An 11,545-nucleotide genomic window follows, 5' to 3' on the forward strand; every position below is an offset into this window, starting at 1 on the left:
TATTATGTCCGAAAAAATATTATGGATAGATGATGAAATAGATTTACTCAAACCTCATATCGTATTTTTAGAAAAAAAAGGCTACCAGGTAACTCCTGTTAATAATGTAAATGAAGCACTGGAGCTTATCGATTCTGAGAAATTTGCATTGACACTGATCGATGAAAATATGCCCGGGATCTCAGGTTTGGAAGCAATTCCTATGATCAAAGAAAAAGACAATTCCTTAAAGATAGTAATGGTTACTAAAAGTGAGGAAGAGCATATTATGGAAGAAGCAATAGGTTCACAGATTGCCGACTATATACTGAAGCCTGTTAATCCGAATCAGATTCTTTTATCATTGAAAAAAAATCTTCAGGAAGATAATCTGGTTGAACAAAAAACCATTTTGCAATACCAGCAGGAATTCAGAAATCTTTCTATGGAACTTTCTTATTTAAAATCTTATCAGGAATGGGCGGAATATTATAAGAAAATTCTAAACTGGGAAATTAAATTTGATAAGGTAACTGATAATGAATTTGCAGATCTTCTACAATCTCAGAAAGAAGAAGCCAACATTCAGTTTGCAAAGTTTATTGAAAATAATTACGAAGAGTGGTTAAGCGGAAGCGATAAACCATCTATGAGCCATACCCTTTTCAAAGATAAAGTAAAACCTGAGGTAGAAAAAAGTAAGGTTCTTCTTCTTATGATAGACAATCTAAGATATGATCAATGGAAAGTAGTTGAGCCTCTATTTACAAAGTATTATAATAAAGTGTCTGAAGATTATTATTACAGTATTCTTCCAACAGCTACTCAGTATGCAAGAAATTCATTTTTTGCAGGCTTATTACCATCTGAAATAGAAAAACGTTTCCCAGATAAATGGTTTAACGATAATGAAGACGGAAATAAAAACGAATTTGAACGTGATTTTCTTGAGGATCAGATGAAAAGAATTGGCCTCGGTTCCAAATCAATGAAATACTTAAAAGTATTGAATGCAGATTTCGAGAGAAAGATCTATGATGATTTTAATCAACACAAGAATAATGATTTATTAGTGATTGTTTATAATTTCATCGATATACTATCTCACGCCAAAACAGATAATCATATTGTAGACCAATTGATCCGGGATGATAAAACTTTTAGATCTTTAACTTATAACTGGTTTGAAAATTCATCCATCTTAAAGATCATTAAACTCGCTGCTGAAAATGGTTATAAATTGGTGATTACTACTGATCACGGAACGGTATATGTGAAAAAGCCAAGCAAAGTAGTAGGTGACAGAGAAACTTCCACTAATATCCGTTATAAAACAGGTAAAAGTTTAACTTATGATGACAGGGATGTATGGGCTATTACCAATCCTGAGAAATTATTTTTACCAAAAGGAAACCTGAGCTCTAAGTATATCTTTGCTAAAAACAATATCTTCCTGGCCTATCCTAAGAATTACAACCACTTTGTCAACTATTATAAAGAAACATATCAACACGGAGGAATATCATTAGAAGAATGTATTATTCCCATTAGTATATTAGAACCCAAGTAGTTTTTTCATAGTTTATTAATTTTGGGTTCAGGGCGGAAAAAATCAATTGATTTTTTCCGCCTTTTTTTAAGGCATCTATTTTGTATACTAATACATACACAATAATTAAATACGCTATTATGAAAAGAAGCATTTTTGCTACAGCTGCTATAGCAGCTTTGTTTTTAACCTCATGTAATAAGGAGAAAACTCCTGCAGATACTGCAACAACTGCAACCGTAGATACAATATCTTCAAAACCATCTGATTCAGCTGCTGTTTCAGCCGGTAAGGATGAAATTGTAAAAAGTACCTCAACAGACAGTAGTGGAAAAACACTGGAAATGACGTTCAATAATACCAAAAACACAGCAACAGTAGTATTCAACAAAGAAACGATTGAATTACAGGGTCAAAAGCCCGCATCTGGAATCTGGTATAAAAATGATCACTATGAATTGAGAGGAAAAGGAGAAGAAATTGAACTTACAAAAGATGGAAAAGTAGTTTTTAAAAAATAAAATCTATTATAATAAGATAAAAAGTCGGTTTTGAAATTCAGGGCCGACTTTTTAATTTCCCTACATTTGAAAAAATTTATTTTTTGTATGAAATTAATCACTTATAATGTTAACGGAATCAGGGCAGCTTTTACAAAAGATTTTTTGGGTTGGCTAAAGACTGCTGATCCGGATATCATTTGTATTCAAGAAAGTAAGGCAGGAAATGACCAGATAGACATCGACAGTCTTCAAAAACTTGGTTATCATAGTTACTGGCATTCTGCTATAAGAAAAGGATATAGCGGCGTAGGAATAGCTTCTAAAATTCAGCCCAATCATGTAGAATATGGTTGCGGAATTGAAAGCTATGATAATGAAGGAAGGATTATCAGAGCAGATTTTGATGATTATTCCGTAATTTCGGTATATGTCCCCTCTGCATCTAATATTGAAAGATTAGACTTTAAGATGCAGTTTTGTCATGATTTTCTGAATTATATTAAAATCCTTAAAAAAGAAATTCCTAACCTCATTATTTCGGGTGATTTTAATATTTGCCACCAGGCTATTGATATTCATGATCCTGTGCGCTTAAAAAATGTTTCCGGCTTTTTACCTATGGAACGTGAATGGATGACCAATTTCATCGAAGAATGTGAACTGATAGACAGTTTCAGGTTTTTTAATAATGAGCCTGATAATTACACATGGTGGAGCTACAGGCAAAATTCAAGAGCAAATAATAAAGGCTGGAGATTGGATTATAACTTTACCTCTTATGCTTTAAAGGATAGGCTGTCAAGAGCTGTTATTTTAAAAGAAGCCGTTCATTCAGATCATTGCCCCGCATTGCTGGAATTAGACATATAAAAACGTTCAAATAAAAAAGCCAACTGAATCAGTTGGCTTTTAAAATTTAATAAATCATAAATTTAATCGACAATTTCATATTCCACCGGAATAGTACCAAGATTGGTATTTCCGATTTCATCGAACGCGGCTCTGGAAATATCCAAAGCTCTTGATGAATGGAAAGGTCCTCTATCATTTATCCTCACTGTAACCTCTTTTCCATTGCTTAAATTGGTAACTCTAATTTTAGTCCCAAAAGGAAGCGTTCTGTTTGCAGCGGTGAATTTTGAATTATCAAAAATTTCTCCGTTTGCAGTTTTTCTACCATTAAACTTATCGTGATAGAACGATGCATAACTTGTTTTTTTCGCATCTGTGGCATTGTTCTTGAAAGAATAAATACCAAAGGCTGAAATCATCATTATGATTACGAGAATGAATCTTTTCATCATTTTGAATTTTATTGGTTTTGACTTGGCAAATGTATCATGAATCTGCTTAAGACCATAGCCGATATGTTAAAAACTGTTAACAAAAACCCAATTCAAAGTTAACAACGTCTGTAACCCTTTACAAATAGGGGTTTTAGAACCCACTGTTAAAAAGTGTTAAAAATACCCCCAAAAAGTTAACATAATTAACTAATTGCGATACACATCATCCATAGATAATATATAATTGACTGATATACAATGTAATAAAAAAAATAAATCATTCTTTATATAATACAAAAAAGACCAATGAAATATTTCATTGGTCTTTTTAAAGAAGATAAATACTATTATTTTAAATATTCTAATACATAATCATAGGTTCCTGCCGGATAAACTACAGACATACCTTGAGACCCGGTAACCGCATTTCCTTCTGCAGTTCCTAATGTATAGGAATACAAATCTCGCGAATAAACTGTTCCTGAACCCGACTTGTAGATTGTAATACCATACATTGATTTCATCCCATCTGGTGAAGGGATATTTACCGCACTAGATGTTCCTGTAGCTGCAAACGTTCCTTTTACAGCATATATCTGCGAATTGTTTATTAGAGTATGTGTGGCTGTTTCAGAATTTGTTATATTAGTTTTACTTGAGCTTCCACCTATTGCAACCCATCGGCCATTAGAAATATTTCCAGGATTTCCCGGGTTTGAAAAATAATAAAACCCCGGAGAAATTTCCGTAACAATACCTTGACCTGCAAGAGTCTTTCCACTTGCTGTATTATATACTACCATACCATCAAATTCAGAAACAATAGTTTCATCCTCCATAGCAGCCGTATTAAATTTAAAATTCGTTAGATCCGTACGGGGAAATCCAAGCCCTCTACCATAATTTTTATTTGCTAATCCTTCAAAATTACTGGCATCCATAAAATAATTTGTATCTCCTAATGCCGGTGTAATAATTCCATTACTCAAAAGCTGGGCATTACCATTAACGCTAAAAAGCAATAAAAAAAAACCTGTTATGTCCAATAAAATCTTTTTCATTTCGTCTTTGTGTTTTTAATAATTAATTTCTACCTGAGAATAAATACCATGTTGTTCCATTACTATAAATTCTAACTGCTGCTTGCGCTGTAAAAGAGGCCAAACCTTTTGGCGTTCCCACTCCATCTGTTCCGTTAAATTGTACAGTACCTCCGGTATTATTTCTTATGTATATTGTTCTCCCATTGTATGAAGAGGGTGCTGGTAATGTTAATTGAGTTCCTGATGTAAATTCCCAGAAATCAAAATCAGAGTTTGACCAATCATAAGAAGTAGAAGCAGCTTGTGCCAGATTTAGTCTAAAAGTAGTAGGAGCTACTGTAGTCCCCCCTAAAGCAGTCCATTTTGAGGTGGGATCATCATAATAATAGAAACCAGTACCGTTAATGTTTTCTGTTTTACTACCCGGAGTGCCAGTACCTGATGTAACAAAAACGAGAGCTCCATTTTGAGCAGATTGATATGCCTCATCTTTATCTGCCAATTGTGCAACTGTCATTCTTGGAACTAAAACGGCATCTGCCATATTCCTATCCCTAACATTTGCTACTACGTCAAGAGTAGCTGCCGGCGAAATTGTATTAATACCAACTCCTTTTTGTTGCGCTTTTGAAAGCATAACAAATGAAACCAGCATTACTGCTGTCAATAAATTTTTTTTCATACGTGTTTTTTGAATTTTTAATTATTTTTCGTGATAATTATTATACAAGATTCATAGTTTGTACAGATCCCAACCTATGCTATATTAATCACAAAAGCAAAAATAAAATTACTCTTAATCCAATATTTTTTGTGATTTAATGTTGCAGATCTAGTATTAATTATTACTTCTGCAAAGTTAGAGTTAAATTATTAAAAATTCAAATCCACCCTGTCTTACTCTAATTTTAAGGAATGAAAAAGGAACACAACAATCTGGTAATCAAAACAATGTAAAAAATAAATCAAAACAAACAAAAAACAGAATTGTTAATAAATAAATCAATATTATTTTTTATAAAAAAAAAATAATGTAAAGTTTAAAGACTCTACATTATTTTTATGAAAATATTTTTTTTATCTATTTTTTTTAAATCAGCTCCCCATATAAATCAAATTCTTCTGCAGAGGTTATTTTTACCATAGCGAATTCTCCAATTGAAATATAGGTATTATCAGCAGGAACTAATACAGTGTTATCTACATCAGGAGAATCATATTCAGTTCTTCCTACAAAATAATTTCCTTCTTTTCTATCAAAAATACATTTGTAAACTTCCCCGATTCTTTCTTGATTTTTTTCCCATGAAATCTGAGATTGGAGCTCCATGATTTCCTCAACCCTTCCTTCTTTAATTTCCTGAGGTATATCATCATCCAAAACATGTGCTGATGTATTTTCTTCGTGAGAATAGGTAAAGCAACCCAATCTATCAAATCTTTGCTCTCTTACCCAATCTTTTAATTCCTGGAATCTTTCCTGCGTTTCTCCCGGATATCCAACGATCAATGTAGTCCTGATTGCCATGTCAGGTACTTTTTCTCTGAACTTTGCCAATAAAGCATCTGTCTTTTCATGAGTAGTCCCCCTTTTCATTGATTTTAAAAGATCAGAATTTATATGCTGAAGAGGAATATCAATATAATTACAAATCTTAGGTTCTTCTCTGATGATATCTAAGACATCTTCCGGAAAACCACTAGGAAAAGCATAATGAAGTCTTATCCACTCGATTCCGTCCACTTTCACAAGCTCTTTTAAAAGATCTCCAAGTGCCCGTCTTTTATAAATATCTAATCCATAGTATGTAAGGTCTTGAGCAATAAGGATCAATTCTTTGGTTCCAACTTTAGCTAGTTTTTCAGCTTCACGCACTAGTTTTTCAATTGGTGTAGAAACATGTCCGCCTCTCATTAGGGGAATCGCACAAAAAGAGCACGGCCTGTCACAGCCCTCAGATATTTTAAGATATGCATAATGTTTTGGCGTTGTAGTTAATCTTTCACCTACCAGCTCATGCTTATAATCTGCACCTAAATGTTTTAACAAGATCGGAAGATCTCTGGTTCCAAAATACTGATCCACATCAGGGATTTCCTTAACCAAATCCGGTTTGTATCTTTCGGAAAGACATCCGGTAACGAAAACTTTCTCCACCTCTCCCCTGTTCTTCGCATCAACATAATCAAGAATAGTATTGATAGATTCTTCTTTTGCATTGTCTATGAAACCACAGGTATTGATGACCACAATATCTCCCTTGTCTTCATGTACAACTTCTTTACCATTCGCCTTAAGCTGACTCATCAATACTTCCGAATCATATACATTTTTAGAGCAACCAAGGGTTACGATATTAATTTTCTTTTTACCTACAGATTTTGTGCGCATCTTTTTGATTTGAGTGTGCAAAGATACGAAATATTAAAAAGTTTGAATCAAAAAATAAAAACCACTTTAATAAAGTGGTTTTCAGTAAACTGTTTAGAAGTTTTTTTCTTTAAGGCTGGGAGCATTTTTATCTTTTTCGGATAAAAGCATATCTTTTTCATCAACCATCCAATCAATATTAAGATCTGTATCATTAAATCTCACTGCACCTTCCGATTCTTTATTATAGAAATTATCACATTTGTAAGCAAAGACAGCAGTGTCACTTAATACAGAAAAGCCATGTCCAAATCCTCTTGGTATATACAACTGAAGCTTATTTTCTCCTGTAAGCTCAATTCCAAACCATTTTCCAAAAGTGGGAGAATCCTCTCTTAAATCCACTGCAACGTCCCAAACCTTCCCTTCAAGACAAGACACTAATTTTGATTGTGCGTGTTCACCTTTTTGCAAATGTATCCCTCTTAAAACTCCATAAGATGATTTAGAAATATTATCCTGAACAAAATGTCCATTCATTCCCGTCAATTCTTCAAATCTTTTTTCATTATATTTCTCAAAGAAATAACCTCTATCATCTTCGAAAACCGTAGGTTCTATAATGTAGCAGTCTTTAAGTGGGGTTTCTTTTATTTTCATAAAGTTTATATATCTTATTTAAGTATCCAGTATTTTATTAGTTGTAAGCAAAAACAATGATATCACCTGGTAAAATACTATCATTATATTTTTTTAATAAGGACAGTTCCATGCTTTTGCCTGTATTGTTATCCACTTTTCTCATTCTCATTTTGGGTTGGTATTCCAATCGCATATTTTCACTCAAAGATTTGTTTTGTACAATAATGAATTTATTCTTTCCATTAGACATGATAGAAACTATAGCCTCTTTTCCGTATGTTGTAAAAAATTTAAATTGTTCGGGTACAGAGTATAATTTTTTTGTTCCTTCCGGTATATTAATACCGGTATGAAAAACAGCGACAGATTTAGCTCCTGAAAATACCCATGCGAGTCTTTGTATTTGCTCATTAACACTTTTTACTACATTGTAAGTAGGTGTAGGATTACCACGATCATCAACTATTGAATATCCATAATTTTCCTTTCTCCAATTGGCTTCATAATTCAGCGTCCAATAGGTAAAATACTGTAATCCTTGAGCCCCATATAATAAATTCCCAAATTGTTGAAGCTTAATTCCTGAAACTGTAGGTTGCCGATAGTCATAATGAATTGTTGAACATGCAAAAGCCCAAAAATCAATATCCTTATTCAAGCTAACACTTCGTAAATCCTCCAAATTTTTATACCAATCAATTCTCACCTGATCTTTTACAATTGGATAATTATCAAAAGAAAGAAAGCTTACGGGTACTTTCTGTACAAAAGTATTTAAATAATCTCTATATGTAATATTATTTAGTAATTTCGGTTCTACATAATTAGGGAATAAATTAATGTAAATTATGTGATAAGGATCTATCTTTTTAATTTTTTTTGCAAGGATAGCTAAATTATCAAAATCACTTGGATTAGGTTCATCCCCGATGCAGTAGCCATACAATGCAGGATGATTTTTAAAAAGATTTAAAGTACCTTCTGTATCGGTAAATAGTGAAGAAACTCTAATGATCAATTTAACGTTCGCTTTTTTAGCAGCATCTAAAGCAGTTTTAACTTCTTGATCGGAATTATAAAGTGTATAACAGATATCTATACCTGCACGTTTCATAGTTGAAAATTGACTTACAGTTGAATACTCTCCAGGAGGAACCCCATGAAATGCAAAAATAGGCATCCTTTTCTCTTGAGATATTACAATGTTATAAACCAACAAAAATACTATGATCACTAAATTCCTAATCATTTGTCTAAGATTATTAGTTACTATTTAAGGTCAAAACGACCTTAACCGTCCTCAACAAAATCTTAATGTCAAGTAAAGGAGAATAATTCTTGATATAGTACAAGTCATACTCCAATTTTTCTAAATTATCCTTAGGAGTAGCTTTGGGCAAATTCACCTGAGCCCAACCTGTAATACCAGGTTTTACTAAATGACGTAAATCAAAATAAGAGTTTTCAGCTACTGATTCTTCAACATATTTTTGCTGCTCAGGTCTTGGTCCAATTAAACTCATATTACCATTGAGAACATTAAAAAGCTGAGGTAATTCATCCATCTTTGTAGATCTAAGAAATTTTCCTACAGCAAGAAGTCGATCATCATTATTCTTAGTATAATCACCGTTATGTCCATTCTTCATTGTTCTTAGTTTATATATTTTGAACTTTTTAGAATTCTTTCCTACTCTCTCCTGAGAAAAAAAAACATTTCCGGGAGAATTGATAAACACTAATAAAGAACCAAAAATTATTATAGGTAATGCAAATGGTAACAAAAGTACAGAAACAGATAAATCTATAAACCGTTTTAAAACAAAGTCGTTTTTCTCTAATCCAATAGAAAATACATCGTCTGCTAAATACTCATTGGCATTTAGTTTTACTAAAGGTATTCTTCCATTAATTCGCTCATAAAACTCGTGAACTTCAAAAACTTTTATACCTTGAAGTTTAGCTTCAATAATTTCATTTGTAATTTTTTCAGGAAGGTGGTTTAAATCTGAGGTTTCGATAATTATAGTTTTTACGTGTAATTTTTTAATATAATCAAAAATACTTCTGTGATTAATATCTGAATTAAAAAATACTGATTTATGAGATTTTTTAAAATTTTCTGCCTCTAAAATTTTTAATGTTATATTACTAACATTTATAAAAAGATATCTTTCGTTAAAACTGGAAAGATTTAAATATTTTTTCATGCTACGTGTTTCTCACAAATCTACTTTTAAATTTCTATATCATGTATTAACATCAACATAATTTGAATTTACAAAAAAAGTTTAAATCTCAGACTTTACTATAAATGTTGAAAAGTCTTCGAAATCCACCTTTTATATGGATAATAAAAGGGAACTTTAATATCATGTTTCCTAAAGGCATTTAAGATTTCTTGTTTCCCTTTTTTAATGTTTGATAAACTTTTATTTGATTCCCCTCCTAATCTCATCTTCAAAATAAAATTCTCAAGGTAGAATGATGAGATCTGATGCTTTTCTAAAAACCTCAGCATAATTTCAAAATCGGCAGCAATTCTATATCTCAAATCAAATGCTCCAAAACTTTTGTAAACCTCCTTTTTAACAAAAAAACACGGATGGGCGGGATGCCAACCCTTACTGAAAGCTTTTCGTGTTCCTGTTTTCCATTTTCGGACAATTTTATCTGTGTTATTTTCTTTTACATAGTATAAATCAGCAAACACAGAATCTACTTTCTCTTTATCAAAACAGTCTAAAATTTCTTTAAATGAACTTTCTGAAATATAAAAATCATCAGAATTAAGTAATCCTATTACATCTCCTGTCGACATCTCAATTCCTTTGTTCATTGCATCATAAATACCATTATCTTTCTCACTTATCCACCTCATCTTTCCCTCAAAAAGGGGTTCGTATGACTTTATAATCTCCAAAGTGTTATCGGTAGACCCTCCGTCTACAATTATATATTCGATATTTTTATAAGTTTGTTGTAGAACAGATTCAATTGCTGTTCTCAAATATTTTTCACTATTCCAGCAAACTGTAATGATACTTATTTTCATAACATGTTTAATTTATAAGGAATACTCTGAAATCTTTTTCTGAACCTGTTCTGAAATCCACGTGTAGGTCTTTTCCATTCCAACTTTTAGTGGTTGAGAGACCATCCAACCAATTTTTTCATTGTATAGCTTATTATGAGAATTTCTACCTTTTACTCCTAAGGGACATTTAAATCCATATTTATCAAAAAACTCTTGCCCGTCAAGGTTTCTTATTTTTATATTTTTTTGGGATATATCAATGGCAATCTGAGCCAGATCATTAATTGAAACCATTTCTTCGCTTCCGATATTTACAGGTCCTAAGAAATCCGATTCCATCAGTCTTAAGACAGCTTCAATACATTCATCGATGTAAAGAAAAGATCTTGTTTGCTTTCCATCGCCCCATACCTCAATTTGCCCATTTTCATTTTCTTCTGCTACTTTTCTACACATAGCCGCTGGCGATTTTTCCTTTCCACCCGTCCAAGTTCCTTGTGGTCCGAAAATATTATGAAACCGTGCAACTCTTACATTTAGGTTATAATTTCTATTATAAGCTAGGTAAAGTCTTTCTGAGAATAATTTCTCCCAACCGTATTCAGAATCGGGATTAGCAGGATATGCAGAATCCTCCTGACAATTAGGATTATTTGGATCCAATTGGTTATGTTCCGGATACATACATGCGGAAGAAGAATAAAAAACCTTCTTAACTTTCTTTATAACACACTCTCTTGCAACATTCAAATTTATCATTGCAGAATTGTGCATTACATCAGCATCATGTTCACCCGTGAAAATATACAATGCTCCTCCCATATCTGCTGCCAATTGGTAAACCTCATCCACATCTTCTTCAATAACCAATCGTACAACACTAGGATCAGTAAGGTCCCCAATAATGAATTCATCACAAATCTCAGAATGATTAAAATATTCGTGTTTCTTTATATCACAAATTCTTATATGATTTCCTTCACTTTTAAGTCTTTTTGCCAAATGCCCACCAATAAAGCCACCACCTCCCAGTATAACAATTTTTTTCATATCTGTACTTACATTAAATTTTAATTTTTCTAAACGTTTAGAATCTTTTACAAAATTAATATCTTGCTTTTAATTTCCAATCTAC

Annotated in this window: 12 protein-coding genes; 3 read left to right on the forward strand and 9 right to left on the reverse strand. The window is 32.3% G+C overall.

Annotated elements, in window-relative coordinates; translation table 11 throughout:
- Nucleotides 1-4: 4 nt before the first annotated feature.
- From PFY10_08610 to PFY10_08620, 3 genes are all read left to right on the forward strand, one after another.
- Nucleotides 5-1,549, forward strand: a complete 1,545-nt coding sequence (locus PFY10_08610; protein ID WBV58509.1) for a bifunctional response regulator/alkaline phosphatase family protein — start codon at nucleotides 5-7, stop codon at nucleotides 1,547-1,549.
- A gap of 119 nt (nucleotides 1,550-1,668) precedes the next feature.
- Nucleotides 1,669-2,049 carry an MliC family protein gene (locus tag PFY10_08615; GenBank protein ID WBV58510.1) on the forward strand — a complete coding sequence of 127 codons (381 nt, stop codon included), beginning with the start codon at nucleotides 1,669-1,671 and terminating at the stop codon, nucleotides 2,047-2,049.
- An 87-nt stretch (nucleotides 2,050-2,136) separates the two neighbouring features.
- Nucleotides 2,137-2,901 carry an exodeoxyribonuclease III gene (locus PFY10_08620; GenBank protein WBV58511.1) on the forward strand — a complete coding sequence of 255 codons (765 nt, stop codon included), beginning with the start codon at nucleotides 2,137-2,139 and terminating at the stop codon, nucleotides 2,899-2,901.
- A 62-nt stretch (nucleotides 2,902-2,963) separates the two neighbouring features.
- On the opposite strand, the gene PFY10_08625 is transcribed toward PFY10_08620, so the two are convergent.
- The 9 genes from PFY10_08625 to PFY10_08665 all read right to left on the reverse strand — a co-directional run bounded on the left by PFY10_08625 (nucleotide 2,964) and on the right by PFY10_08665 (nucleotide 11,460).
- Nucleotides 2,964-3,335, reverse strand: coding sequence for a septal ring lytic transglycosylase RlpA family protein (locus PFY10_08625; GenBank protein WBV58512.1), 372 nt, complete (start codon nucleotides 3,333-3,335; stop codon nucleotides 2,964-2,966).
- 329 nt (nucleotides 3,336-3,664) lie between these two features.
- Nucleotides 3,665-4,378, reverse strand: coding sequence for a hypothetical protein (locus tag PFY10_08630; protein WBV58513.1), 714 nt, complete (start codon nucleotides 4,376-4,378; stop codon nucleotides 3,665-3,667).
- A gap of 22 nt (nucleotides 4,379-4,400) precedes the next feature.
- Nucleotides 4,401-5,042 carry a hypothetical protein gene (locus tag PFY10_08635; GenBank protein WBV58514.1) on the reverse strand — a complete coding sequence of 214 codons (642 nt, stop codon included), beginning with the start codon at nucleotides 5,040-5,042 and terminating at the stop codon, nucleotides 4,401-4,403.
- 408 nt (nucleotides 5,043-5,450) lie between these two features.
- The gene (rimO, locus tag PFY10_08640) at nucleotides 5,451-6,752 is read right to left on the reverse strand and encodes a 30S ribosomal protein S12 methylthiotransferase RimO (GenBank protein ID WBV58515.1); all 1,302 of its coding nucleotides are present in this window, start codon (nucleotides 6,750-6,752) and stop codon (nucleotides 5,451-5,453) included.
- Between the two features lie 93 nt (nucleotides 6,753-6,845).
- Entirely contained in the window at nucleotides 6,846-7,391 is a 546-nt protein-coding gene (gene rfbC / locus PFY10_08645; protein WBV58516.1) for a dTDP-4-dehydrorhamnose 3,5-epimerase, read from the reverse strand.
- Nucleotides 7,392-7,428: 37 nt separating this feature from the next.
- Entirely contained in the window at nucleotides 7,429-8,622 is a 1,194-nt protein-coding gene (locus PFY10_08650; protein WBV58517.1) for a hypothetical protein, read from the reverse strand.
- A 13-nt stretch (nucleotides 8,623-8,635) separates the two neighbouring features.
- Nucleotides 8,636-9,583, reverse strand: a complete 948-nt coding sequence (locus PFY10_08655) for a sugar transferase (protein WBV58518.1) — start codon at nucleotides 9,581-9,583, stop codon at nucleotides 8,636-8,638.
- Nucleotides 9,584-9,681: 98 nt separating this feature from the next.
- Nucleotides 9,682-10,428, reverse strand: coding sequence for a glycosyltransferase family 2 protein (locus PFY10_08660; protein ID WBV58519.1), 747 nt, complete (start codon nucleotides 10,426-10,428; stop codon nucleotides 9,682-9,684).
- Between the two features lie 12 nt (nucleotides 10,429-10,440).
- Nucleotides 10,441-11,460 (reverse strand): NAD-dependent epimerase/dehydratase family protein, encoded by a 1,020-nt coding sequence (locus PFY10_08665; protein WBV58520.1) that lies wholly within the window; start codon nucleotides 11,458-11,460, stop codon nucleotides 10,441-10,443.
- Between the last annotated feature and the right edge of the window lie 85 nt (nucleotides 11,461-11,545).

This window comes from Chryseobacterium daecheongense (genome assembly GCA_027920525.1).
Classification (GTDB): Bacteria; Bacteroidota; Bacteroidia; order Flavobacteriales; family Weeksellaceae; genus Chryseobacterium; species Chryseobacterium proteolyticum.